General features: G+C 67.7%; 23 protein-coding genes and 1 pseudogene. All 24 read left to right on the top strand.

Going from position 1 to position 23,627, the window contains the following annotated elements; all coding sequences use genetic code 11:
• The first annotated feature begins 112 nt into the window (after positions 1 to 112).
• Positions 113 to 1,294: a S9 family peptidase gene (locus tag A5711_RS01805; RefSeq protein ID WP_067943483.1), complete on the top strand. Its 1,182-nt coding sequence runs from the start codon at positions 113 to 115 to the stop codon at positions 1,292 to 1,294.
• Positions 1,291 to 2,499, top strand: a complete 1,209-nt coding sequence (locus A5711_RS01800) for a CaiB/BaiF CoA-transferase family protein (protein WP_067943481.1) — start codon at positions 1,291 to 1,293, stop codon at positions 2,497 to 2,499. The genes A5711_RS01805 and A5711_RS01800 overlap by 4 nt, the downstream gene beginning before the upstream one ends.
• On the top strand, positions 2,496 to 3,389 hold the full coding sequence (locus A5711_RS01795; RefSeq protein WP_067943479.1) for a hydroxymethylglutaryl-CoA lyase: 894 nt from the start codon (positions 2,496 to 2,498) through the stop codon (positions 3,387 to 3,389). Before A5711_RS01800 ends, A5711_RS01795 begins: the two co-directional genes overlap by 4 nt.
• Entirely contained in the window at positions 3,389 to 4,003 is a 615-nt protein-coding gene (locus A5711_RS01790) for a TetR/AcrR family transcriptional regulator (protein WP_082975625.1), read from the top strand. The genes A5711_RS01795 and A5711_RS01790 overlap by 1 nt, the downstream gene beginning before the upstream one ends.
• Positions 4,004 to 4,024: 21 nt before the next feature.
• Positions 4,025 to 5,260: an acyl-CoA dehydrogenase family protein gene (locus A5711_RS01785; protein WP_067943475.1), complete on the top strand. Its 1,236-nt coding sequence runs from the start codon at positions 4,025 to 4,027 to the stop codon at positions 5,258 to 5,260.
• A complete protein-coding gene (locus A5711_RS01780) occupies positions 5,257 to 6,300 on the top strand; it encodes a phosphotransferase family protein (RefSeq protein WP_067943473.1) in 1,044 nt (347 codons plus the stop codon). Before A5711_RS01785 ends, A5711_RS01780 begins: the two co-directional genes overlap by 4 nt.
• A complete protein-coding gene (locus A5711_RS27400) occupies positions 6,300 to 6,650 on the top strand; it encodes a DUF6285 domain-containing protein (protein ID WP_067943471.1) in 351 nt (116 codons plus the stop codon). Before A5711_RS01780 ends, A5711_RS27400 begins: the two co-directional genes overlap by 1 nt.
• Positions 6,651 to 6,658: 8 nt before the next feature.
• On the top strand, positions 6,659 to 7,048 hold the full coding sequence (locus A5711_RS01770; protein WP_067943469.1) for a nuclear transport factor 2 family protein: 390 nt from the start codon (positions 6,659 to 6,661) through the stop codon (positions 7,046 to 7,048).
• A 33-nt stretch (positions 7,049 to 7,081) separates the two neighbouring features.
• Positions 7,082 to 7,618: a YceI family protein gene (locus A5711_RS01765; protein ID WP_067943491.1), complete on the top strand. Its 537-nt coding sequence runs from the start codon at positions 7,082 to 7,084 to the stop codon at positions 7,616 to 7,618.
• Positions 7,619 to 7,648: 30 nt separating this feature from the next.
• Positions 7,649 to 8,062 (top strand): response regulator transcription factor, encoded by a 414-nt coding sequence (locus A5711_RS01760; RefSeq protein ID WP_046185372.1) that lies wholly within the window; start codon positions 7,649 to 7,651, stop codon positions 8,060 to 8,062.
• A 270-nt stretch (positions 8,063 to 8,332) separates the two neighbouring features.
• Entirely contained in the window at positions 8,333 to 8,710 is a 378-nt protein-coding gene (locus A5711_RS01755; RefSeq protein WP_067943488.1) for an NADH-quinone oxidoreductase subunit A, read from the top strand.
• Between the two features lie 7 nt (positions 8,711 to 8,717).
• Positions 8,718 to 9,272 (top strand): NADH-quinone oxidoreductase subunit B family protein, encoded by a 555-nt coding sequence (locus A5711_RS01750; RefSeq protein ID WP_067943467.1) that lies wholly within the window; start codon positions 8,718 to 8,720, stop codon positions 9,270 to 9,272.
• Positions 9,269 to 9,976 (top strand): NADH-quinone oxidoreductase subunit C, encoded by a 708-nt coding sequence (locus A5711_RS01745; protein WP_067943465.1) that lies wholly within the window; start codon positions 9,269 to 9,271, stop codon positions 9,974 to 9,976. The genes A5711_RS01750 and A5711_RS01745 overlap by 4 nt, the downstream gene beginning before the upstream one ends.
• Positions 9,976 to 11,313 (top strand): NADH dehydrogenase (quinone) subunit D, encoded by a 1,338-nt coding sequence (gene nuoD, locus A5711_RS01740; protein ID WP_067943464.1) that lies wholly within the window; start codon positions 9,976 to 9,978, stop codon positions 11,311 to 11,313. Before A5711_RS01745 ends, nuoD begins: the two co-directional genes overlap by 1 nt.
• A complete protein-coding gene (nuoE, locus tag A5711_RS01735) occupies positions 11,310 to 12,068 on the top strand; it encodes an NADH-quinone oxidoreductase subunit NuoE (protein ID WP_067943463.1) in 759 nt (252 codons plus the stop codon). The genes nuoD and nuoE overlap by 4 nt, the downstream gene beginning before the upstream one ends.
• Positions 12,065 to 13,387 (top strand): NADH-quinone oxidoreductase subunit NuoF, encoded by a 1,323-nt coding sequence (gene nuoF, locus A5711_RS01730; RefSeq protein ID WP_067943462.1) that lies wholly within the window; start codon positions 12,065 to 12,067, stop codon positions 13,385 to 13,387. Before nuoE ends, nuoF begins: the two co-directional genes overlap by 4 nt.
• Positions 13,388 to 13,391: 4 nt before the next feature.
• Positions 13,392 to 15,806, top strand: coding sequence for an NADH-quinone oxidoreductase subunit G (locus A5711_RS01725; RefSeq protein WP_067943461.1), 2,415 nt, complete (start codon positions 13,392 to 13,394; stop codon positions 15,804 to 15,806).
• A gap of 11 nt (positions 15,807 to 15,817) precedes the next feature.
• On the top strand, positions 15,818 to 17,080 hold the full coding sequence (gene nuoH, locus A5711_RS01720; protein ID WP_067943486.1) for an NADH-quinone oxidoreductase subunit NuoH: 1,263 nt from the start codon (positions 15,818 to 15,820) through the stop codon (positions 17,078 to 17,080).
• A pseudogene (gene nuoI, locus A5711_RS01715) lies at positions 17,052 to 17,618 on the top strand (NADH-quinone oxidoreductase subunit NuoI); the annotation flags it as partial. The gene nuoH and the pseudogene nuoI, both read left to right, overlap by 29 nt.
• Positions 17,619 to 17,638: 20 nt before the next feature.
• Positions 17,639 to 18,427: an NADH-quinone oxidoreductase subunit J gene (locus A5711_RS01710; protein WP_067943484.1), complete on the top strand. Its 789-nt coding sequence runs from the start codon at positions 17,639 to 17,641 to the stop codon at positions 18,425 to 18,427.
• Complete coding sequence (gene nuoK / locus A5711_RS01705) at positions 18,424 to 18,723, top strand: NADH-quinone oxidoreductase subunit NuoK (RefSeq protein ID WP_007168303.1); 300 nt, start codon at positions 18,424 to 18,426, stop codon at positions 18,721 to 18,723. The genes A5711_RS01710 and nuoK overlap by 4 nt, the downstream gene beginning before the upstream one ends.
• Before the next feature lie 21 nt (positions 18,724 to 18,744).
• Entirely contained in the window at positions 18,745 to 20,631 is a 1,887-nt protein-coding gene (nuoL, locus tag A5711_RS01700) for an NADH-quinone oxidoreductase subunit L (protein WP_067943458.1), read from the top strand.
• Complete coding sequence (locus A5711_RS01695) at positions 20,628 to 22,226, top strand: NADH-quinone oxidoreductase subunit M (RefSeq protein ID WP_197501013.1); 1,599 nt, start codon at positions 20,628 to 20,630, stop codon at positions 22,224 to 22,226. The genes nuoL and A5711_RS01695 overlap by 4 nt, the downstream gene beginning before the upstream one ends.
• Positions 22,226 to 23,627 (top strand): NADH-quinone oxidoreductase subunit NuoN (gene nuoN, locus A5711_RS01690; protein WP_067943454.1); only part of this gene is annotated, 1,402 nt, incomplete at its 3' end. The genes A5711_RS01695 and nuoN, both read left to right, overlap by 1 nt.

The following is a 23,627-nucleotide window of genomic DNA, read 5'->3' as shown; positions in this document are numbered from 1 at the left end:
GCAAGTTCGACGAGTACTCCCGCGTCGATTGGCAAGTGATCGCCGTCGACACCCGCCGGCGTCTGACCCCGTCGGCCGAGGTGCTGGCGCACGACCTAGGACAACACTGAGCATGACGACCCGCCACGAATACGAACGCATCCCCTATCTCGTTGCCTTCCAGAACAATTCCGCCGTCCGCGACGTGTACGGCGGCCTGGCCGAGATCACCGTGCTGGAGAGCTACCTGCTCAAGCCCATAGACAAGCCGTCGGACACCGTGCTCGTCTTCATGCACCCGATCGGCGGCGGGGCCTACCTGCCGATGATCAACGCGCTGGCCCGGGCCGGCCATCATGTCATCTACTGCAACAGCAGGTTCCGCGGCACCGACTCGGCGCTGCTGATGGAGAAGGTGGTCGAGGATCTCGGCGAGTGCATCAAGGACGCCAAGAAGCGGCTGGGCTACCAGAAGGTGGTACTGGCCGGCTGGAGCGGCGGCGGCTCGTTGTCGATGTTCTACCAGCAGCAGGCCCAGCACCCCACCATCACCTCGAGCCCGTCCGGCGACGGCCCCGACCTGACCGCCCTGGACCTGCCCGCCGCCGACGGAATCATGCTGTTGGCGGCGCACATCAGCCGACACGGCACGCTCACCGAATGGCTCGACGCGTCGATCCTCGACGAATCCGACCCCACCAAGCGCGATCCCGAGTTGGACCTGTACAACCCGAACAACCCGAACCAGCCGCCCTACACCCAGGAATTCCTGGCCCGCTACCGCAACGCGCAGATCGAACGCAACCGGCGCATCACCGCGTGGGTCAAGGACAAACTCGCCGAACTGCGGGCCGCCGGACGTCCGGACGAGGAGTTCTGTTTCGTCGTGCACGGCACCATGGCCGACCCGCGTTGGCTGGACCCGACCGTCGATCCCAACGAACGCACCCCGGGAACGTGTTACCTGGGGGATCCTCAGGTGGTGAACATGAGCCCGGTCGGGTTGGCGCGCTTCTCCACGTTGCGCGGCTGGCTCTCGCAATGGAGTTACGACGAGGCCCGCGGCGACGGGGTGGCCTGCGGCGCCGACATCGCAATCCCCGCGCTGGTCATCGGCAACCTCGCCGACGACGCCTGCACGCCCAGCCACACCCGGCGGCTCTACAACGCGATCGGCCATCACGACAAGGAGATGCACGAAATCCCCGGCGCCACCCACTATTACGCGGGCCCCGATCAGCGCGACAAGCTGCGCGCTGCCGTCGACATCGTCACCGACTGGCTGGTCCGCCACGACTTCGCGGACAAAGAATGAGCGCGGCGGCGGGGCCGCTGGACGGCATCCGGGTGCTCGAACTCGGCACTCTGATCGCGGGCCCCTTCGCCGGGCGGCTACTCGGCGACATGGGCGCCGACGTCATCAAGGTGGAACCCCCCGGCGCCCCGGACCCGTTGCGCACCTGGGGCCAGGCCGAGCTCGACGGGCAGCACGTCTTCTGGACGGTGCACGCGCGCAACAAGAGAGCGATCACCCTCGACCTGCGCCGGCCACGTGGCCGCGAACTCTTCTGCGACCTCGTCGAGAAGTCCGACATCATCGTGGAGAACTTCCGCCCGGGGACGCTGGAAAAATGGGACCTGGGTTACGACGTGCTGAGCGCCCGCAACCCGGGCATCATCCTGGTTCGGGTGTCCGGCTACGGCCAGACCGGCCCCGACGCGCACAAGGCGGGGTATGCCTCGGTGGCCGAGGCGGCCAGCGGGCTGCGCTATCTCAACGGTTTCCCGGGCGGCCCGCCGCCCAGGCTGGCACTCTCGCTGGGTGACACCCTGGCCGGCATGTTCGGCGCGCAAGGGGCGATGGCGGCGTTGTACCGTCGCAGCATCACCGGACGCGGCCAGGTGGTGGACGTCGCGCTGACCGAATCCTGTTTGGCCGTCCAGGAATCCACCATCCCCGACTATGACCTGAGCGGTGTGGTGCGCGGGCCTTCGGGCACCCGGCTGGAGGGCATCGCGCCTTCCAACATCTATCGCAGCGCCGACGGCTCGTGGGTGGTGATCGCCGCCAACCAGGACACCGTCTTCGCCCGGCTGTGCAAGGCGATGGGGCGCCCGGAGCTGGCCGCCGACGACCGGTTCGCCACGCACGGCGCGCGCGGCCGCAATCAGGATGAACTCGACGAGATCATCGGCGCCTGGGCCGCGGAACGCCAGCCCGGCGACATCATCGAAACCCTCAGCGCCGCAGGGGTGATCGCCGGGCCGATCAACACGGTCGCGGAGGTGATCAACGACCCGCAGCTGCGCGCCCGCGGCATGCTGGTCGAACATTTCGATGAACGGCTCGGCCGGGACGTCCTGGGGCCGGGCATCGTGCCGGTGCTGTCGGAATCGCCGGGCCGCGTGCGCAACGCCGGGCCCGCCCGCCCGGGCCAGCACAACGACGACGTCTACATCGGGCTGCTCGGCAAGACCGCTGCGGAGCTCGAGGAGTTACGGGCCGAGGAGGTGGTATGACGCACGTGCAAATCCGCGAGGTGGCGCTGCGCGACGGCCTGCAGATCGAAACGCCGATTCCGTTGTCGGCCAAGCTCGAACTGCTGGCCGCGGTCGCCGCGACCGGGGTCCGCGAGGTGGAGGCCACGGCGTTCGTCTCGCCCTCGAAGGTGCCGTCGATGGCCGACGCCGCGGAGCTTGCGGCCCACCTGCACGACTACCCCGACATCGAGTTCTCCGCCCTGGTGGCCAGTCCGAACGGAGCCAAGCGGGCCGTTGCGGCGGGCCTGCGCTCGATCGAGTACGTGGTCGCCGCCGACGACACGTTCAGTCAGGCGAACGTCGGGCGGACCAGCGCCGAGGCCACCAAGGCGATCGACGAGATCGTCGCGATCGCGCACGGCGCAGACGTCACCGTCGAAGTGATCATCGCCACCGCGTGGGACTCGCCGTTCGAGGGTCCCACCCCGCCCGAGCGGGTGCTCGACATCGCCGCGGCCGCCCGCGAACGCGGCGCCGACCGCCTGTCCATCGCCGACACGATCGGCACCACCACCCCGGGGCGCGTGAGTTCGCTGATCGCACAACTGCGCCCAATGATCGGCGACCTGCCGCTGGGCGGGCATTTCCACAACACCCGCGGCTCCGGTCTGGCCAGCGCCTACGCCGCGGTCGGGTCCGGGGTGACCCGGCTGGATTCCTCGGTCGGCGGGCTGGGCGGCTGCCCGTTCGCGCCGGGTGCCACCGGCAACATCGCCACCGAGGACCTGGTCTACCTGCTGCGTGACAGCGGCATCGACGTCGACGTCGACCTGCAGGCCGCCATCGCCGCGGCCGACGTCGCCAAATCCGTTGTCGGCCATGACCTGCCGAGCGCCCTGCTGCGGGCCGGCGACCGGATGCGAGCCTGATGCCCGCGCCGGAGGCGCGTACCGCGAAGGGCCGCCAGACCAGGCAGGCCATCGAGCTGGCCGCCCGGAAGCTGTTCGCCGAGCGCGGCTTTCACGGGACCACGCTGGCCGACATCACGTCGGCGGCCGGCAAGTCGCCCGCGGTGTTCTACCGGTACTTCGCCGACAAGGAAGAACTGCTCGCCGCCCTCGCCGAGTCCTTCCTGCACGATGTCGTGACACCGTCGGGGCTGAGCCTCGAGTTACCGGACTCTGCGGAGGACGACGCCTTCTTCACCTCGGTGGTCACCGGGTACTGGAACATGTTCAAGCAGAACATCGGCATCATGATCGCCGTGGCCCAGCTGGCCGCCACCCAGCGACGCTTCGCGGCCGTGCAGAACGAATTCCGCCGCTTCGGCATGGACATCGTCGCCGCGTCGGTCCGCCGCGCCCAGGAGCAGGGCTACGGAACCGAGCTCGACCCGCAACACACCGCAGCGGCCATCGCCCTGCTGTTCGAGAACTTCACCACCGTCTTCGTCGGCCCCTCCAACCTGGGCATCAAGATCAGCGACTCCGACGCCATCGCCACCCTGTCGACGATCTGGAAGAAAACCCTCTACGGCGCGTAAGCCCTTGCAAAGGAGAAAACTGTGGATTTCACACTCCCCGAACACCTTCCGGGCCTGCTCGCTCAAATGGACGAGTTTATCGAGACGGAGATCAAACCGCTGGAGCGCGACCACATCCAGTACTTCGACAAGCGCCGCGAACACGCCCGCACCGACTGGGACAACGACGGCATCCCGACGCGCGAATGGGAGGATCTGCTCGCCGAGATGCGCAGGCGGGCCGACAAGGCGGGCTGGCTGCGGTACGGGCTGCCGGCGTCGCTGGGCGGCCGGGACGGCACCAACGTCGACATGGCCGTCATCCGGGAGCACTTGGCGCACAAGGGCCTCGGCCTGCACAACGACCTGCAGAACGAATCCTCGATCGTCGGCAACTTCCCGCAGGTGATCATGATGGAGCGGTTCGGCACCGACGAGCAGCGACGGCTCTGGTCCGAAGCGCTGATCACCGGGGAACGTTCGATGGCGTTCGGACTGACCGAGCCCCAGCACGGCTCGGACGCGACGTGGCTGGAGACGCGCGCGCAGGCCGACGGCGACGGGTGGGTGATCAACGGCGCCAAGCGGTTCAACACCGGGGTGCACCGCGCGACCCACGACCTGGTGTTCGCGCGCACCTCCGGTGAGCCGGGCCAGGCGCGGGGCATCACGGCGTTCCTGGTGCCGACCGATGCGCCCGGGTTCACCGTCCCCTACTACTGGTGGACGTTCAACATGCCGACCGACCACGGCGAAGTCCAGTTGACCGACGTCCGGGTGCCCGCCGATGCGGTGCTCGGCGAGGTCGACCGCGGTCTGGAGGTCGCGCAGACGTTCCTGCACGAGAACAGGATTCGGCAGGCGGCCAGCAGCCTGGGCGCGGCCCAGTACTGCATCGACCGCGCCGCCGAATACGCCGGCAACCGGACCGTTTTCGGCAAACCGCTGTCGGTCAACCAGGCCGTGCAATGGCCGCTGGCCGAATTGCAGACCGAAGCGCAGATGGTGCGGCTGCTGGTGGCCTATGCCGCCTGGCATCTGGACCGCGACCACCACATGGAGGTCTCGGACAAGGTGTCGATGGCCAACTACCGCGCCAACCGACTCGTCTGCGACGCCGCCGACAGGGCCATGCAGATCTTCGGTGGCCTCGGCTACAGCCGGCACGAGCCGTTCGAGCACATCTATCGCCATCACCGTCGCTACCGGATCACCGAGGGAGCGGAGGAGATCCAGATTCGCCGGGTGGCGCAGCGGCTGTTTAAGTTTGGCAAGTGACATCGACCGAGCAGTTGGCCCCACAGCTCGCCGCGGTGCTGGCGCCGGTCCTCGGTGCCGATGTGGCGGTTGAGAACCTGCGCGCGTTGACCGGCGGCGCCAGCCGCTCCACGTGGGCCTTCGACGCCGTCGCCGGCGAGCGACACCACGCGCTGATCCTGCGCACCGGCGCGCCCGACGACGTGCACGCCGGCATGGAGCTGGAGGCGCGCGCCCAGGCCGCCGCCGCGGCGGCCGGCGCACCCGTCCCCCACGTCCTCATCGCCGACGATTCGCCAGCCGCCCTGGGCAATCCGTTTCTGATCTGCGACGAGATCGCGGGCGAGACGATCGTCCGGCGAATTCAGCGTCAGCTCGACGCCGGGGGCGGGCAAGCGGCCCGCGGGGAGCTGCTGCGGCAATGCGCGCAGGCCCTGGCGGCCATCCACCGCGCCGACCCGGACATTCCCGGTCTAACCCGCGAGGATCCGCTGACGCAGTGGCGCGAGCGGCTCGACGCCATGGGTGACACCACGGCCACCTTCGAATGGGCGTTTCGCTGGCTGGGCGCCAACCGGCCCGAGCCGTCGGCGGACGTTCTGGTGCACGGGGACTACCGGATGGGAAACCTCATCGTCGACGGGTCCTGCCTCGCCGCCGTCCTCGACTGGGAACTGGTACACCGCGGCGACCCGTACGACGACCTCGCCTGGTTCTGCATCCGCGCCTGGCGCTTCGGGGCCCCGGCCAGCCTCGGCGCCGGCGGCCTCGGCAGCATCGAAAGCTTCCTGCGCGACTACGAGCAGGCCGGCGGGACCGGCGTCGACCGGCGGGCCTTTCACTGGTGGCTGGTGCTGGCCACGCTGCGATGGGGCGTCATCTGCCGCTACCAGGCGGAGCGGCACCTGACCGGTCAGTTCCGCTCGGTGGAGCTGGCCACGATCGGCCGGCGCGTGTGCGAGACCGAATGGGACCTGCTGGACCTACTCGAAGGAGCGCCGGGCGACGATGCGCGCCGCGCAGCGGCGCTAGGAGAAGCCAGGCAATCGGGGGACCTCTGATGATCGGCCCGTACGGCCGCCCGCTCGCCGCCGAACTGGTGGCCGCGGTGGCCGAATTCCTGGAGACCGACGTTCGGGCCGCGACCAGCGGGCAGGTCAACTTCCACGCCAGGGTGGCCGCCAACGCGCTGCGCATCGTCGAGCGCGAACTGCTCGACGAGAGCGAGGCCGAATCCGCTGCTGCGCTGGCCGAGCTCGGGTTCGCCGACGAGGAGGAGCTGGCCGCCGCGATCCGGGCCGGCGCGATGGACGGCCGGGCCATGGAGGTCACCGCCTGCCTGCGCACCCTGGTGCGCCGCCGGCTGGCAGCGGCCCACCCCGGATACGACGACGAAGACACCGAAGAATAGGAGCGAGCATGGCCGGTGCGAGCCCGGAAATCGTTGCCGACGCGGCAGACCGCCTATTCGCGGCGATCGAAAAGGGCGACTTCGCGGCGGTTGACCGGATGTGGAGCGACGACATCGCGGTGTGGCGAGTCGGCGCGCGGCGCGATGACGGCAAGGCCCGCGCGCTGCGGGTCATCGACTGGTTCATCACCGCGACCACCGAACGCCGTTACGAGATCCTGGACCGGCGGTTCTTCGAGGGCGGCTTCGTCCAGCAGCACATCCTGCACGCCACCGGTCGTGCCGGCCAATCGATCTCGATGCGGGTCTGCATCGTGATCAGGGTGGGCAGCGACGGCCGGCTCGACCGGATCGACGAGTACTTCGACCCCGCCGAGATCGCGCCGTTGATGGACTAGGCGTTAGATTCGCCACGAGAGATGGGGGTGCAGATGACGACTTTGGAAACGCTTCTGAACGATCCCGACCTGGCCGGCGTATGGACCCTCGTCCCCGACCGCTCGGAGATCACCTTCAAGGTCAGAAATATGTGGGGCCTGCTGAACGTCAAGGGCCGCTTCACCGAATTCAGCGGTGACGGCCAACTGACGGCGAAGGGGGCGGTTTTCGGCCGGCTCGACGTCCGCACCGCCTCCCTGGACACCGGGATCGGCCGTCGTGACAAGCACCTGCGCTCGGCCGACTTCTTCGACGTCGAGCGCTTCGGTGAAATCAGCGTCGTCGTCACCGCGGTCCACCCGACCAAAGGCAAGGCCGCAGACCTCCGCGCCGCCTTCACCATCAAGGGCATCACCGCGCCGCTGCCCCTGCCCGCCACGATCACCGAGCTCGATGACGGCTCGATCCGGATCGCCGGGGAAACCAAGGTGGACCGCACCCAGTTCGACCTGGGCTGGAACCGGCTCGGCATGATCGGCTCGACGGCGAAGGCGGCGGCCGAAGCCGTCTTCGTGCGGGCTGCCCAGTGAAGCCGGTGCGACACCAGTAGCATCTGCACCGTGTCGGACTCCAGCCCCGAATCCAGCGTTGCCCTGCGGATCCTGGTCTACAGCGATAACGCCAAGACCCGCGAACAAGTCATCCGGGCGCTGGGCAAGCATCTGCATCCGGACCTGCCCGAGCTGACCTACCTCGAGGTGGCGACCGCCCCGATGGTGGTACGCCAGATGGACGAGGGCGGCATCGACTTGGCCATTCTCGACGGGGAAGCCACCCCCACCGGCGGCATGGGAATCGCCAAACAGCTCAAAGACGAACTCGCCACGTGCCCACCGATCCTGGTGCTCACCGGCCGCCCGGACGACGCCTGGCTGGCGAACTGGTCGCGCGCCGAAGCCGCGGTGCCGCATCCCCTCGATCCCATCGTGCTGGGCCGCACGGTGCTCGGACTGCTCCGCACTCCCACGCGCTAGCCCTTTCACCTGCGGCAATACCGCGATCACCACCCTAACGACGGGTGCGAAACCGGCGTTGGCACTCCGCCGACCGGCCGTGGCGGCGTGCCATCCGGTTGCGGCGACACAAAAACGAAGCGAATAGCCCCACCCCGACAAAACACAGCCGTCTTCGCGACGCTATGTTGTGAAGGTCACTGTGGTGGCCCGCAGTCCGGGTACATCACAGCAGCCCGGCCCCCGCCCGGCCGCCGCACCGGCGGCCCGTACGAGGAGATCTTGGACGAGTTGAACGTCTACATACCCATCTTGGTGCTCGGAGCGATAGCCGCGGCCTTCGCGGTGGGATCGGTGGTGATCGCGAGCCTGGCCGGCCCGACGCGCTACAACAAGTCGAAGATGGCGCCCTACGAGTGCGGGATCGAGCCCACCGACAGTCCGGTCAGCGGCCCGCACGCGGCGAGCGGCCAGCGGTTCCCGGTGAAGTATTACCTGACCGCAATGCTTTTTATCGTCTTCGACATCGAAATCGTGTTCTTGTATCCATGGGCGGTCAGCTACGACGCGCTGGGAACGTTCGCGTTGGTCGAGATGGTGGTGTTCATGCTCACGGTCTTCGTGGCGTACGCCTATGTGTGGCGCCGCGGCGGCCTGACGTGGGATTGAGGTAGACGTGGGTCTCGAAGAACAGCTCCCCGGCGGGATTCTGCTGTCAACGGTGGAAAAGGTCGCCGGCTACGTGCGCAAGAACTCCTTGTGGCCGGCGACGTTCGGGTTGGCGTGCTGTGCCATCGAGATGATGGCAACCGCCGGGCCAAGATTCGACATCGCGCGGTTCGGCATGGAGCGATTCTCGGCGACGCCGCGGCAGGCCGATCTGATGATCGTCGCCGGCCGCGTAAGCCAGAAGATGGCGCCGGTGCTGCGCCAGATCTACGACCAGATGGGCGAGCCGAAGTGGGTGCTGGCCATGGGCGTGTGTGCGTCGTCCGGCGGGATGTTCAATAACTACTCGATCGTGCAGGGCGTGGACCACGTGGTGCCGGTGGACATCTACCTGCCCGGTTGCCCGCCGCGGCCGGAGATGCTGTTGCACGCAATCCTGAAGCTGCACGAGAAGATTCAACAGATGCCGCTGGGGGTCAACCGCGAAGAAGCCATCGCCGAGGCCGAGCAGGCGGCGCTGTCGGCCCGGCCCACGATCGAGATGCGCGGGCTGCTGCGATGAGCTCGCCCGACCAAAACCCCCAAGAGGCGATCAGCCAGGCCGACGAAGAAGTGATCGACGTGCGCCGCGGCATGTTCGGCGCCAAGGGCTCGGGCGACACGTCCGGCTACGGGCGCCTGGTGCGCGAGGTCATGCTTCCCGGCAGCAGCCCCCGACCCTACGGCCGCTACTTCGACGAGGTGGTCGACACGCTGGCCGAGGCATTGAAAAGCGCGGGCGTCGAATTCTCCGATGCGATAGAGAAAGTCGTGGTGTACCGCGACGAGCTGACCCTGCACGTGCGCCGCGAGGCGCTGCCCCGGGTCGCCCAGCATCTTCGCGATGAGCCGGGGCTGCGTTTCGAGATGTGTCTGGGTGTCAGCGGGGTGCACTACCCCCACGAGACCGATCGCGAACTGCACGCGGTGTACCCGTTGCAGTCGATCACACACAATCGCCGCGTCCGCCTGGAAGTGGCTGCGCCGGACAGCGATCCGCACATCCCTTCGCTGTTCGGGGTCTACCCGACCACCGACTGGCACGAGCGCGAAACCTACGACTTCTTCGGCATCATCTTCGACGGGCACCCGTCGCTGACCCGCATCGAGATGCCCGACGACTGGCATGGCCACCCGCAGCGCAAGGACTACCCCCTCGGCGGCATCCCGGTGGAATACAAGGGAGCCCAGATTCCCCCGCCCGACGAGCGGAGAGCGTACAACTGATGAGCACAATCACCGACTCGACGCACGACGGCGGCGGCCCGGAAGGCCCGGAGACCGTCTTGGTCGCCGGCGGACAGGACTGGGAACAGATCGTCGAGGCCGCCCGCAAGGCGGACCCCGGCGAACGGATCGTCGTCAACATGGGTCCCCAGCACCCGTCCACCCACGGGGTGTTGCGGCTGATCCTGGAGATCGAGGGCGAAACGGTCACAGAGGTTCGCTGCGGAATCGGCTACCTGCACACCGGGATCGAGAAGAACCTCGAATATCGCTACTGGACGCAGGGGGTCACCTTCGTGACCCGAATGGATTACCTGTCACCGTTTTTCAACGAGACCGCGTACTGCCTGGGCGTGGAGAAACTGCTCGGCATCACCGATCAGATACCGGAGCGGGTAAACGTCATCCGGGTGATGATGATGGAGCTCAACCGGATCTCCTCGCATCTGGTCGCACTCGCCACCGGCGGCATGGAATTGGGCGCCATGACCCCGATGTTCGTCGGTTTCCGCGGCCGCGAGATCGTGCTGACCCTGTTCGAGAAGATCTCCGGGTTGCGGATGAACAGCGCCTACATCCGGCCGGGCGGCGTGGCGCAGGATCTGCCGCCGGGCGCGGAGAAAGACATCGCCGAAGCCCTCAAGCCGCTGCGCCAGGTGCTGCGCGAAATGGGCGGTCTGCTCAACGAGAACGCCATCTGGAAGGCCCGCACCCAGGACATCGGCTACCTGGACCTGACCGGTTGCATGGCGCTCGGCATCACCGGGCCGATTCTGCGCGCCACCGGGTTGCCACACGATCTGCGCAAGAGCGAACCGTACTGCGGATATGAAAACTACGAATTCGACGTGATGACCGCCGACACGTGTGATGCTTACGGGCGCTACATGATTCGCGTGAACGAGATGTGGGAGTCGATCAAGATCGTCGAGCAGTGTCTGGACAAGTTGAAGCCGGGCCCGACCATGATCGAGGACCGCAAGATCGCCTGGCCGGCCGACCTGAAGGTGGGCCCGGACGGGATGGGTAACTCACAGGAGCACATCGCCAAGATCATGGGCGGCTCGATGGAGGCCTTGATCCACCACTTCAAGCTGGTCACCGAGGGCATCCGGGTTCCGGCGGGCCAGGTCTACACCGCGGTGGAGTCACCGCGCGGGGAGCTGGGCGTGCACATGGTGAGCGATGGCGGCACCCGCCCCTACCGGGTGCACTACCGGGACCCCTCGTTCACCAATCTGCAGTCGGTCGCCGCGATGTGCGAGGGCGGGATGGTGGCCGACCTGATCACCGCGGTCGCCAGCATCGACCCGGTCATGGGCGGGGTGGATCGGTGACCGGCCCCCAAGGACAGCCGGTGTTCATCCGGCTCGGACCACCGCCGGAGGAACCCAACGCGTTCGTGGTTGAGGGTGCGCCGCAATCGTATTCGGCCGAAGTGCGGGCGCGGCTGGAGGTCGACGCCAAGGAGATCATGGGCCGCTACCCCAATAAGCGCTCGGCGCTGCTGCCGTTGCTGCACCTGGTGCAGGCCGAGGACTCCTACCTGACCCCGGCCGGTTTGGAGTTCTGCGGTGAGCAGCTGGGCCTGACCGGTGCCGAGGTGTCGGCGGTGGCGAGCTTCTACACGATGTATCGCCGCGGACCCACCGGCGATTACCTGGTCGGTGTCTGCACCAACACGCTGTGCGCCATCATGGGCGGCGACGCCGTATTCGACGCCCTGAAGGAACATTTGGGCATCGGCAACGACGAGACAACCGACGATGGCTCCGTCACCCTGCAACACATCGAGTGCAACGCCGCCTGCGACTACGCGCCGGTGGTGATGGTCAACTGGGAGTTCTTCGACAACCAGACACCGGAGTCGGCCCGCGAGCTCGTCGACTCGTTGCGCTCGGGCACGCCCAAGCCGCCCACGCGCGGCGCCCCGCTGTGCGCCTTCCGCGAGACGTCACGCATCCTGGCCGGCCTGCCCGACGAGCGCCCCGACCAGGGTCAGGGCGGTGCGGGTGAGGCCACGCTGGCGGGGCTGAAGGTGGCGAAGGAAAACGGCATGCGGGCGCCCACCCCGCCGGGAGGCCAGTCATGACCAGCTCGCAGGCCACGCCGCTCACCCCGGTCATCAGCCGGTTCTGGGACGATCCCGAGTCGTGGACCCTTGAGACGTACCGCCGTCACGACGGCTACGAGGGGATGAAGAAGGCGCTGGCGATGGCGCCCGACGACGTGATCGCCATGGTCAAGGACTCCGGGTTGCGCGGGCGCGGTGGCGCCGGCTTCTCGACCGGAACGAAGTGGTCGTTCATCCCGCAGGGCGACACCGGCGCGGCCGCCAAACCGCACTACCTGGTGGTCAACGCCGACGAGTCGGAACCCGGTACGTGCAAAGACATTCCATTGATGCTGGCGACGCCGCACGTGCTCGTCGAGGGCGTCATCATCGCCGCCTACGCGATCCGGGCCAGCCACGCGTTCATCTACGTGCGCGGGGAAGTTCTGCCGGTGCTGCGCCGCCTGCAGAACGCGGTGGCCGAGGCTTACGCCGCCGGATACCTGGGCCGCGACATCAACGGGTCCGGCTTCGACCTGGAGCTGGTGGTGCACGCGGGCGCCGGCGCGTACATCTGCGGCGAGGAGACCGCGCTGCTGGATTCGCTGGAAGGCCGGCGGGGCCAGCCGCGGCTCCGGCCGCCCTTCCCCGCGGTGGCGGGACTCTACGGCTGCCCCACGGTGATCAACAACGTCGAGACGATCGCCAGCGTGCCGCCCATCGTCCTCAACGGTGTCGACTGGTTCCGATCGATGGGCAGTGAGAAATCGCCTGGCTTCACGCTGTATTCGCTGTCCGGGCATGTCGCCCGGCCCGGCCAGTACGAGGCGCCGCTGGGTATCACGTTGCGCGAGTTGCTCGCCTACGCCGGCGGGGTGCGGGCCGGGCACCGACTGAAGTTCTGGACGCCCGGCGGGTCGTCCACCCCGCTGCTCACCGACGAGCACCTCGACGTGCCGTTGGACTACGAGGGCGTGGGCGCGGTCGGCTCCATGCTGGGCACCAAGGCGCTGGAGATCTTCGACGAGACCACCTGCGTGGTGCGAGCCGTGCGCCGCTGGACGTACTTCTACAAACACGAATCGTGCGGGAAATGCACTCCCTGCCGGGAGGGCACCTTCTGGCTGGACCAGATCTACGAGCGGCTGGAAACCGGCAAGGGCACCAACGAGGACATCGACAAGCTGTTGGACATCTCCGACACCATCTTGGGAAAGTCCTTCTGCGCGTTGGGCGATGGCGCCGCCAGCCCGGTGATGTCGTCGATCAAGTACTTCCGCGACGAATACGTGGCGCACGTCGAAGACGGTGGCTGCCCATTCGACCCCCGAGATTCCATGCTGAACGGAAAGGCCTGACACTTTGACCAGTGCCGCCAAAACCGAGACCGGAGACGAGGTACGTCCGCCGGAGATGGTCACGCTGACCATCGACGGCAACGAAATCAGCGTGCCCAAAGGCACATTGGTGATCCGTGCGGCCGAGTTGATGGGTATCCAGATCCCGCGGTTCTGCGACCATCCGCTGCTCGAGCCGGTCGGCGCGTGCCGGCAGTGCCTGGTTGAGGTTGAGGGGCAACGCAAGCCGATGGCATCATGCACCACCGTCGCCACCGACGACATGGTCGTGCGCACGCAGCTCACGTCGGAAGCCGCCGACAAGGCCCAGCACGGTGTGATGGAGCTGCTGCTCATCAATCACCCGCTGGACTGCCCGATGTGCGACAAGGGCGGCGAGTGCCCGCTGCAGAACCAGGCGATGTCCAACGGCCGTGCCGATTCCCGCTTCACCGACGTCAAGCGGACCTTCGCCAAGCCGATCAACATCTCCGCGCAGGTGCTGCTGGATCGCGAGCGCTGCATCCTGTGCGCCCGGTGCACGCGGTTCTCCGAGCAGATCGCCGGGGACATCTTCATCGACATGCAGGAGCGCGGCGCCCTGCAGCAGGTCGGCATCTACGCCAATGAGCCGTTCGACTCGTACTTTTCGGGCAACACGGTGCAGATCTGCCCGGTCGGCGCGCTGACCGGAACGGCCTACCGTTTCCGGGCCCGCCCCTTCGACCTGGTGTCCAGCCCCAGCGTCTGCGAACACTGCGCGTCCGGGTGCGCCCAGCGCACCGACCACCGCCGCGGCAAGGTATTGCGCCGGCTGGCCGGCGACGACCCGGAAGTCAACGAGGAGTGGAACTGCGACAAGGGCCGGTGGGCGTTCACCTACGCGACCCAGCCGGACGTGATCAGCACTCCCCTGATTCGCGACGCGGACGGCACGCTGGTGCCCGCGTCGTGGTCGCACGCGATGGCAACGGCGATTCGGGGCCTCGAGGCGGCGCGCGGGCGCACCGGTGTGCTGGTCGGCGGCCGGGCCACCTTGGAAGACGCCTACGCGTACTCCAAGTTCGCCCGAATCGTGCTGGACAGCAACGATATTGACTTCCGCGCTCGCCCGAACTCGGCCGAGGAAGCCGACTTCCTGGCGTCACGCATCGCCGGCCGGCGCGACGTCAGCTACGCCGATCTGGAATCGGCTCCGGTGGTGGTGCTGGTCGGGTTCGAGCCCGAAGACGAGTCGCCCATCGTGTTCCTGCGACTGCGCAAGGCCGCCCGCAAGCACGGGCTACCGGTGTACGCGGTTGCGCCGTTCGCCACCCGGGCGCTGGTGAAGATGTCCGGGCGGCTCATCAAAACCGTTCCGGGTACCGAAGCGGCGGCGCTGGACGGGCTGGCCACGGGAGAGGTGGGCGACCTGCTGTCCACCGCCGGCGCGGTCATCATGGTCGGCGAACGCCTGGCCACGGTGCCCGGCGGATTGTCCGCCGCCGCCCGGCTCGCGGACGCCACCGGTGCCCGGCTGGCGTGGGTGCCACGCCGAGCCGGCGAGCGGGGCGCGCTGGAGGCCGGCGCGCTGCCCGCCCTGCTGCCGGGTGGCCGCCCCCTCGACGACGAGACCGCCCGCGCGCAGATCGCCGCGGCGTGGCACGTCTCCGAATTGCCTTCCACCGCAGGGCGTGACGTCGACGGCATCCTGGCCGCCGCCGCCGACGGGACGCTGGGCGCCCTGTTGGTCGGCGGTGTCGAACCCGACGACTTCGCCGATCCCGAAGCGGTGCTGGCCGCGCTGGACTCCGCCGGATTCGTGGTGAGCCTGGAGCTGCGGCGCAGCGCCGTCACCGACCGCGCCGACGTGGTGTTCCCCGTCGCGCCGACGGCGCAGAAGGCAGGGGCCTTCGTCAACTGGGAGGGGCGCTACCGCCCGTTCGAACCGGCGCTGCGCTGGAGCAGTGAGCAAGCCAGCCAGTCCGATCACCAAGTGCTCGACGCGCTGGCCGACGAGATGGGCGTCTATCTGGGGCTGTCGACCGCTTCGGCGGCCCGCGCCGAACTCTCCGCGCTGGGCACCTGGGACGGCGGTTGGGCGACAGCCCCGGCCGTCGCGGCCCCGTCCGGGAACCGGCCCGAAAAAGGACAAGCGGTGCTGACCGGGTGGCGGATGCTGCTGGACAACGGCCGGATGCAGGACGGCGAGCCGCATCTGGCCGGGACCGCGCGCAAGCCCGCGCTGCGGCTGTCGGCCGACACGGCCGCCGAGATCGGCGCCGCCGACGGTGACGCGGTCACCGTCAGCACGGCGCGCGGATCGATCAGCCTGCCGCTGATCATCACCGACATGCCCGACCGGGTGGTGTGGCTCCCGCTGAACTCCCCGGGTTGCGCCGTCCACCGACAGCTGGGCGTAACCCTGGGCAGCACAGTGAAAATCGGAGTGGGCTCATGACGACGAACTCCTTGACCGTCTTCGGACACGACACCTGGTGGCTGGTGCTGGGCAAGGCGCTGGCCATCTTCGTGTTCCTCATGCTCAACGTGCTGGTCGCGATCCTGCTCGAGCGCAAGATCCTGGGCTGGATGCAACTGCGGCCCGGACCGAACCGCGCGGGGCCGTGGGGCGTCCTGCAGAGCCTGGCCGACGGAATCAAGCTGGCGCTCAAGGAAACCATCACGCCGGGCGGCGTCGACAAGTTCGTCTACTTCGCGGCGCCGGTCATCTCCACCATCCCCGCGTTCACCGCGTTCGCGTTCATCCCGTTCGGGCCGGTGGTGTCGGTGTTCGGGCACCGCACTCCGCTCCAGCTGACCGACCTCCCGGTGGCGGTGCTGTTCATCCTGGGGCTCTCGGCGATCGGCGTGTACGGCATCGTGCTGGGCGGCTGGGCGTCCGGGTCGACCTACCCGCTGCTGGGCGGGGTGCGCTCCACCGCGCAGGTCATCTCCTACGAGGTGGCGATGGGGCTGTCGTTCGCGGCGGTGTTCCTCTACGCCGGCTCGATGTCGACGTCGCAGATCGTCGCGGCGCAGGACCGGGTCTGGTACGTGTTCCTGCTGTTGCCGTCGTTCGTCATCTACCTGATCTCCATGGTCGGTGAAACCAACCGCGCGCCATTCGATTTGCCCGAGGCCGAGGGTGAGCTGGTCGCCGGCTTCCACACCGAGTACTCGTCGCTGAAGTTCGCGATGTTCATGCTGGCCGAGTACGTCAACATGATGACGGTCTCGTCCCTGGCGACGGTCCTGTTCTTCGGCGGCTGGCATGCGCCCTGGCCCATCAACATGTGGGCCGGCGCCAACACCGGGTGGTGGCCGCTGCTCTGGTTCACCGCCAAGATGTGGACGTTCCTCTTCATCTACTTCTGGCTGCGGGCCTCGCTGCCCCGGCTGCGCTACGACCAGTTCATGGGGCTGGGCTGGAAGCTGCTGATCCCGGCCTCACTGGTCTGGGTGTTGATCGCGGCGGTGATTCGCACCCTGCAGAACCAGGGGTACGCGCACTGGACCCCGCTGCTGGTCGCCTGCAGCATCGTGTTCGCGACGGCGCTGGTGCTGTTGTTGCGAAAACCGTTCGCCACGCCCAGTATTCGCGCGCTGGAGCGACAGCTCCGCCGCGAGGCCAAGCAATTGCCTGCCGGGCAGTCCCCCACACCGGTATTCCCGACACCGCCGCTGCCGATGAAGTCCCTGGCGGCCGCGAGCAAGGAGAAAGCACGTGGCTAAGTTCCTGGATGCCGTGGCCGGATTCGGCGTGACGTTCGGCTCGATGTTCAAAAGGCATGTCACCGAGGAGTATCCGGAGAAGCCGGGCCCCGTCGCGCCGCGCTATCACGGCCGTCACCAGCTCAACCGTTACCCCGACGGCCTGGAGAAATGCATCGGGTGCGAGCTGTGCGCCTGGGCCTGCCCGGCCGACGCGATCTACGTCGAGGGCGCGGACAACACCGAGGAGCTCCGGTATTCGCCCGGGGAACGCTACGGCCGGGTCTATCAAATCAACTACCTGCGTTGCATCGGCTGCGGCCTGTGCATCGAGGCGTGCCCGACCCGGGCGCTGACGATGACCAACGACTACGAGATGGCCGACGACAACCGCGCCGACCTGATCTACGAAAAGGACCGGCTGCTGGCGCCGCTGCTGCAAGACATGCTCGCGCCGCCGCACCCCCGGGCGCCGGGCGCCACCGACAAGGACTACTACCAGGGCAACGTCACCGCGCATGGCCTGCGCGAAGCCGAGAAGGCCGGGGAATCCCGGTGACTGGGGTGACCGGCCAGCTCCTGGCTTCGAATCTGGCTTCGGAGACGATCGTCCGCACCTCCACCGGCGAGGCGGTGACGTTCTGGGTGCTGGGAGCCCTGGCGCTGATCGGGGCGATCGGGGTGGTGCTCGCGGTCAACGCCGTGTACTCGGCGATGTTCCTCGCGATGACGATGATCATCCTCGCGGTGTTCTACATGATTCAGGACGCGCTGTTTCTGGGCGTCGTCCAGGTCGTGGTCTACACCGGCGCGGTGATGATGCTGTTCCTGTTCGTGCTGATGCTGATCGGCGTGGACTCCGCGGAATCTCTGAAGGAGACGCTGCACGGCCAGCGCATCGCCGCCGTCCTGGCCGGCGTGGGTTTCGGCGTCCTGCTGATCGCCGCCATCGGCGCCGCCGCGACCGGCGGCTTCGCGGGGCTGACCACCGCCAACGCGAACGGCAACGTGGAAGGGCTTGCCGCGCTGATCTTCTCCCGGTACGTCTGGGCGTTCGAACTCACCAGCGCGCTGCTGATCACCGCGGCCATTGGGGCGATGGTGCTGGCACATCGCGAGCGCTTCGAGCGCCGCAAGACGCAGCGGGAGCTCTCGCAGGAGAGGTTCCAGTCCGGTCGGCACCCCACCCCGATGCCCAGCCCCGGCGTCTACGCGCGCCACAACGCCGTCGACGTGGCCGCGCTGCTGCCGGACGGTTCGTACTCGGAGCTGTCGGTGTCGCCTATCTTGCGCAGCCGCGGCGCTGACGGTAAGCAAACTCCCTCCCGTGAGGCGAGCCCCTCCCTAACCCAAGGCGGCACCTCATGAATCCGGCCAATTACCTTTACCTTTCGGCCCTGCTGTTCACCATCGGGGCCTCGGGTGTGCTGTTGCGACGCAACGCCATCGTGATGTTCATGTGCGTCGAGCTGATGCTGAACGCGGTCAACCTGGCGTTCGTCACGTTCGCGCGGATGCACGGCCACCTGGACGGGCAGATGATCGCGTTCTTCACGATGGTGGTGGCCGCGTGCGAGGTCGTCGTCGGCCTGGCGATCATCATGACGATTTTCCGTGCCCGCAAATCGGCGTCGGTCGACGACGCGAACCTACTCAAAGGCTGACATCGCCAATATGGGGCCAACATGACTCACTACACCTGGCTGCTGGTGGCACTGCCGCTGGCGGGTGCCGCGATCCTGTTGTTCGGCGGGCGACGCACCGACGCCTGGGGCCACTGGCTGGGCTGCGCCACCGCCCTCACGGCGTTCGGCGTCGGCCTGAGCCTGCTGAACGAGCTGCTCGGCCGCGGCGCGGACGACCGCGTGATCCACCAGACGGTGTTCACCTGGATCCCGGTCGGCCAACTGCAGGTGGACCTCGGCCTGCAGATCGACCAGCTCTCGGTCTGTTTCGTGCTGCTGATCTCGGGCGTCGGGTCGCTGATCCACATCTATTCGGTCGCCTACATGGCCGAAGATCCGGACCGCCGAAGATTTTTCGGCTACCTCAACCTGTTCCTCGCCTCGATGCTGCTGCTGGTGGTCGCCGACAACTACGTGGTCCTCTACGTCGGCTGGGAAGGGGTGGGCCTCGCCTCCTACCTGCTGATCGGGTTCTGGTACCACAAACCCACGGCCGCGACCGCCGCCAAGAAGGCATTCGTGATGAACCGCGTCGGGGACGCCGGGCTGGCCCTGGGAATGTTCTTGATGTTCAGCACCTTCGGCACGCTGTCCTACGCTGGGGTGTTCGCCGGCGCACCCGCCGCTGGGCGCGGCGCGCTGACGGCGATGGGGTTGCTGCTGCTGCTGGGTGCCTGCGCCAAGTCGGCTCAGGTCCCGCTGCAGGCCTGGCTTGGTGACGCCATGGAGGGCCCCACCCCGGTGTCCGCGCTGATCCACGCCGCCACCATGGTGACCGCCGGCGTCTACCTCATCGTGCGGTCCAACCCGCTCTACAACCTGGCGCCGGATGCGCAAACCGCCGTCGTGGTCGTCGGCGCCGTCACGTTGTTGCTCGGTGCGTTCATCGGCTGCGCCAAGGACGACATCAAGCGCGCGCTGGCGGCTTCCACGATGAGCCAGATCGGCTACATGGTGCTGGCCGCGGGATTGGGCCCGGCCGGTTACGCGTTCGCCATCATGCATCTGCTCACCCACGGCTTCTTCAAGGCGGGTTTGTTCCTCGGCTCCGGCGCGGTGATCCACGCGATGCACGAGGAACAGGACATGCGCCGCTACGGTGGCCTGCGCGCGGCGCTGCCGATCACCTTCGCCACCTTCGGCCTCGGGTATCTGGCGATCATCGGCGTGCCGCCGTTCGCGGGCTTCTTCTCCAAGGACGCCATCATCGAGGCGGCACTGGGCGCCGGAGGCGTCCGCGGCTATGTGCTGGGCGGGGCCGCGCTGCTGGGTGCGGGCGTCACCGCGTTCTACATGACCCGCGTGATGCTGATGACCTTCTTCGGCAAAAAGCGTTGGGCGCCAAGTACCCATCCCCACGAGGCACCCGGCCTGATGACCTGGCCGATGATCCTGCTCGCTGTCGGCTCGGTGTTCTCCGGTGGCCTGCTGGCGTGGCGGGGCACCCTGCAACGCTGGCTCGAGCCGGTCGTCGGGAAGCACGAAGAGGTGACCCACGCCTTCCCCGCCTGGGCGAACACCGCCCTGGCGCTGGGCGTGGTCATCATCGGGATCGCGGTGGCCTACCGGTTGTACGCGAAAGCCGAAATCCCCAGGGTGGCGCCGCTTGCGGTGTCACCGCTCACCACGGCCGCCCGCAGGGACTTCTACGGCGACGCCTTCAACGAGGAGGTGTTCATGCGCCCCGGCGCCGAACTGACCCAAGCGCTCGTCGACGTCGACAACGCCGGGGTGGACGGCTCCGTCAACGCGCTCGCCGCGCTGGTAAGCCGAACTTCGAATCGCCTGCGGGGGCTGCAAACCGGCTTCGCCCGCAACTACGCATTGTCGATGCTGACGGGCGCGGTCCTGGTGGTCGCGCTGATCCTGGCGGTGAAACTGTGGTGAAGAACCTTCCGTGGCTCAGCATCCTGTGGCTGGTGCCGCTGGCCGGCTCGGTGCTGGTCATCCTGCTGCCGCCGGGACTGCGCCGGCTCGCCAAGTGGACGGGCCTGGTCTTCGGCGTCCTGACGCTGGCGGTCGCGGTCGTCGTCACCCTCGGCTTCAAGTCCGGTGGCACCACCTACCAGTTCGTCGAAAGTCATTCCTGGATACCGGCGTTCGGCGCCACCTACTCGCTCGGCGTCGACGGCATCGCCGTGGTGCTGGTGCTGCTCACCGCGGTGCTGATCCCGGTGCTGCAGGTGGCCGGCTGGAACGACGGAGATGGTGACGACCCGTCGCACAGCGGCGAACGCAGCCCTCGCGGCGTGCACGCCTACGTCGCGCTGACGCTGGCCATCGAGTCGATGGTGCTGATCTCGGTGGTCGCGCTGGACGTACTGCTCTTCTACGTCTTCTTCGAGGCCATGCTCATCCCGATGTACTTCCTGATCGGTGGCTTCGGCGGTGGGGCAGGCAGGTCACGCGCGGCGGTGAAGTTCTTGCTGTACAACCTGTTCGGTGGGCTGATCATGCTCGCCGCCGTGATCGGGCTGTATGTGGTGACCGCACAGCACGGTTCGGGAACGTTCGACTTCCGGGAGATCGTCGCCGGCGTCGCCTCCGGCCGCTACGGTGCCGACTCCGCGGTGTTCAAGGCGCTGTTCCTGGGCTTCATGTTCGCCTTCGCCATCAAAGCGCCGCTGTGGCCGTTCCACCGCTGGCTGCCCGACGCCGCGGTGGAGGCCACCCCGGCCACCGCGGTGCTGATGATGGCGGTGATGGACAAGGTCGGCACCTTCGGCATGCTGCGCTACTGCCTGCAGCTGTTCCCCGGCGCCTCAACCTATTTCCGGCCGCTGATCGTCGTGCTGGCCGTCATCGGTGTCATTTACGGCGCGGTCGTGGCCATCGGGCAGACCGACATCATGCGCCTGATCGCCTACACCTCGATCTCGCACTTCGGGTTCATCATTCTGGGCATCTTCGTGATGACGAGCCAGGGGCAGAGCGGGTCGACGCTGTACATGCTCAACCACGGGCTGTCCACGGCGGCGGTGTTCCTGATCGCGGGCTTCCTGATATCCCGGCACGGCAGCCGGAAGATCGCCGATTACGGCGGGGTGCAGAAGGTGGCGCCGATATTGGCGGGGACGTTCCTCGTCTCGGCCATGGCCACCCTGTCGCTGCCCGGCCTGGCGCCATTCATCAGCGAGTTCCTGGTCCTGCTGGGCACTTTCAACCGGTACTGGCTGGCCGCCGCCTTCGGCGTCACCGCGCTGGTGCTGTCCGCCATCTACATGCTGTGGCTCTACCAGCGGATGATGACCGGACCGGTGGCGACCGGCAACGAGAAGATCGGCGACCTGCGGGCGCGTGAATTGCTCGTCGTCGCACCGTTGATCGCGCTGCTGTTCGTCCTCGGGGTTTACCCGAAGCCGGTGCTGGACATCATCAACCCCGCCGTCGAGAACACCATGACCACCATCGGTCAGCATGATCCCGCGCCGAGCGTGCCGGCGGTCAACCGCGCACCCCGGACAGCCGAAGGACCGCGATAATGACCCTCCCCACCCCCAGCATCGAGTACTTCCTGCTCTGCCCGACGCTCATCGTGTTCGGCGTCGCCGTGGTCGGCGTCCTCGCGGAAGCTTTCCTGCCCAGGCGGATTCGATATGGCGCCCAGGTGACGCTGGCCCTGGCCGGTTGCGTCGCCGCCTTCGTCGCGGTGATCGCGGTGAGCCGCTCCGTCCCGGCCTCCGGCCGCGCGACGGTGCTCGGCGCGATGGCCGTCGACCGGCCGACCCTCTACCTGCAGGGCACGGTGCTGCTGGTCGCGGTGCTGGCGGTCATCTTCATGGCCGAACGCACGCAAGCCAAGGCGGACAGCAAGATCGTTGCCGGGGTGGGCGCCGCCGGACCGGTCGGCCTGGATTCCTTCACCCCGCAGGCGTCCGCGGTCCCGGGCAGCGACGCCGAGCGTGACGCGGAGCGGGCCGGGGCCGCACAGACAGAGCTGTTCCCGCTGGCCATGCTGTCCGTCGGCGGCATGATGGTCTTCCCCGCATCCAATGACCTGTTGACGATGTTCGTTGCGCTCGAAGTTCTTTCGCTGCCGCTGTACCTGATGTGCGGCCTGGCCCGGCACCGGCGCCTGCTGTCGCAGGAGGCGGCGATGAAGTACTTCCTGTTGGGCGCCTTCTCATCGGCGTTCTTCCTGTACGGCGTGGCGCTGCTGTACGGCGCGACCGGCACGCTGCTGCTGACCGGCATCCGGGACGCGCTGGCGGCGCACGGGGACACCTCGATGGCGTTGGTCGGTGTCGCACTGCTGTCCGTCGGCCTGCTGTTCAAAGTGGGTGCCGTGCCGTTCCATTCGTGGATCCCGGACGTCTACCAGGGCGCGCCCACCCCCATCACCGGGTTCATGGCGGCAGCCACCAAGGTCGCGGCCTTCGGCGCGCTGCTGCGGGTGGTCTACGTCGCGCTGCCACCTCTACACGATCAATGGCGTCCGGTGCTGTGGACCATCTCGATCCTCACCATGGCGGTCGGAACCATCACCGCGGTGAACCAAACCGACGTCAAGCGGATGCTCGCCTACTCCTCGGTCGCCCATGTCGGGTTCATCCTCACCGGCGTGATCGCCGACAACCAGGCGGGCCTCTCGTCCACGCTGTTCTACCTGCTCGCCTACAGCTTCAGCACCGTCGGCGCGTTCGCCATCGTGAGCCTGATCCGCGACGCCGACGGCGTCGAGGACGCCACCCTGTCGCACTGGGCGGGACTCGGGCAGCGCTCACCGATTGTGGGCGTGATGTTTTCGATGTTCCTGCTGGCCTTCGCCGGCATCCCGCTGACGAGCGGGTTTGTCAGCAAGCTCGCCGTGTTCAAGGCCGCGGCGCAGGGCGGCGCGGCGCCGCTGGTGATCATCGGTGTGGTGGCCAGTGGGATCGCGGCCT

The organism is Mycobacterium sp. E2238 (assembly GCF_001672665.1).
Taxonomy (GTDB): Bacteria; Actinomycetota; Actinomycetes; order Mycobacteriales; family Mycobacteriaceae; genus Mycobacterium.
The sequence above is the reverse complement of the archived record's forward strand: the minus strand, read 5'-3'. Positions and strand labels throughout refer to the sequence as shown.

Coding starts and splice junctions, on each gene's coding strand:
- A5711_RS01805 (WP_067943483.1), top strand. CDS start 113: ATGACGACCCGCCACGAATACGAACGCATCCCCTATCTCGTTGCCTTC.
- A5711_RS01800 (WP_067943481.1), top strand. CDS start 1,291: ATGAGCGCGGCGGCGGGGCCGCTGGACGGCATCCGGGTGCTCGAACTC.
- A5711_RS01795 (WP_067943479.1), top strand. CDS start 2,496: ATGACGCACGTGCAAATCCGCGAGGTGGCGCTGCGCGACGGCCTGCAG.
- A5711_RS01790 (WP_082975625.1), top strand. CDS start 3,389: ATGCCCGCGCCGGAGGCGCGTACCGCGAAGGGCCGCCAGACCAGGCAG.
- A5711_RS27400 (WP_067943471.1), top strand. CDS start 6,300: ATGATCGGCCCGTACGGCCGCCCGCTCGCCGCCGAACTGGTGGCCGCG.
- A5711_RS01770 (WP_067943469.1), top strand. CDS start 6,659: ATGGCCGGTGCGAGCCCGGAAATCGTTGCCGACGCGGCAGACCGCCTA.
- A5711_RS01765 (WP_067943491.1), top strand. CDS start 7,082: ATGACGACTTTGGAAACGCTTCTGAACGATCCCGACCTGGCCGGCGTA.
- A5711_RS01745 (WP_067943465.1), top strand. CDS start 9,269: ATGAGCTCGCCCGACCAAAACCCCCAAGAGGCGATCAGCCAGGCCGAC.
- nuoD (WP_067943464.1), top strand. CDS start 9,976: ATGAGCACAATCACCGACTCGACGCACGACGGCGGCGGCCCGGAAGGC.
- nuoF (WP_067943462.1), top strand. CDS start 12,065: ATGACCAGCTCGCAGGCCACGCCGCTCACCCCGGTCATCAGCCGGTTC.
- nuoK (WP_007168303.1), top strand. CDS start 18,424: ATGAATCCGGCCAATTACCTTTACCTTTCGGCCCTGCTGTTCACCATC.
- nuoL (WP_067943458.1), top strand. CDS start 18,745: ATGACTCACTACACCTGGCTGCTGGTGGCACTGCCGCTGGCGGGTGCC.